The organism is Ancylomarina longa, assembly GCF_003996985.1.
In the GTDB taxonomy this organism is placed as follows: domain Bacteria; phylum Bacteroidota; class Bacteroidia; order Bacteroidales; family Marinifilaceae; genus Ancylomarina_A; species Ancylomarina_A longa.
Genome location: NZ_RJJX01000079.1, coordinates 1 through 1,036 on the forward strand (window position 1 = coordinate 1; position 1,036 = coordinate 1,036).

At 37.1% G+C, this 1,036-nt stretch carries 1 protein-coding gene and 1 pseudogene; one reads left to right on the forward strand and one right to left on the reverse strand.

Going from position 1 to position 1,036, the window contains the following annotated elements; all coding sequences use genetic code 11:
- A pseudogene (locus DLK05_RS17880) lies at window positions 1-114 on the forward strand (IS5/IS1182 family transposase); the annotation flags it as partial.
- A 12-nt stretch (window positions 115-126) separates the two neighbouring features.
- Here DLK05_RS17880 and DLK05_RS16490 read toward each other — a convergent pair.
- Window positions 127-1,036, reverse strand: a 910-nt coding sequence (locus DLK05_RS16490) for an IS30-like element ISAba125 family transposase (protein ID WP_127345090.1), incomplete at its 5' end; no start/stop codon positions are given.

A 1,036-nucleotide genomic window follows, 5' to 3' on the forward strand; every position in this document is an offset into this window, starting at 1 on the left:
GTCCAAAAAAAACAGAAGAAATGGTATAGCGGTAAAAAAAAGCGACATACCTTTAAATTTCAGTTATCTATGCACTATACAACAGGTGAAATACTGAGTGTATGTGGAAGTCATGGAAGGGCGAATTCAAACATGAGGTGCGACAGTTTSAAAAGYCTTATGATAATCAACAAGCTGAGCAAATTTCTCTAATGGTGTAAGCCAATCTAACGCYTTTCTAGGACGAGTATTCAGTGACATGGCAACTTGATTTAAATAATGCTGATCTGCCTGATTTAAATCAATCCCTTTAGGTAAATATTGCCTAATTAAACCATTCATATTTTCGCATGTGCCTTTTTGCCAGGGTGAATGTGGGTCACAGAAATATACATCTATGCCTAAATCTTCTTCRAGKATTTTATGTTCTGMCATCTCRCGTCCACGGTCATAGGTCAAYGTTTTACGCAGTTCTGCRGGTAAATATTTCAGAGCTTCAGTTAAAGCCTTGCGCACTGATTCTGCCTTTGCATCAGGTAATGTTGCCAAGATACAGAGCCGTGTATTTCGTTCAATAAGTGTTGCTATCGAACTTTTATTGTCTTTACCTTTAATTAAATCAGCTTCCCAATGACCCGGTATTTTTCTTTCTTGAACTTCRGCTGGGCGCTCATGAATAGTTTTAATATCCTGTAATATAGAATCTTTTTTAGGTTCACCGTTAGCTTTTCGCTTTTTATTTTCATGACGCAGACAGGATAATAAGTCTTTTTTCAACTCACCCTTKGGTAATGCKCGTATCGTTGAATAAATCGTTGTATGGCTTACATTCATTGTTTGATCCAAATCAGGAAATGTCTTTAAACGCTTTGCTATTTGCTGAGGAGACCATAAACAACGGATCGCTTCAACAATAAATTTCCARAGGATTGAATCGATTTTGAGTTTTCTRTGACCACGTCTACGTCTAGCAAAAGTGTTATCAGAAGCATATCGAGCTTGATAAACGTCATTGATGCTATTTCTTTTAAGCTCACGATAGATCGTACTAGGATGT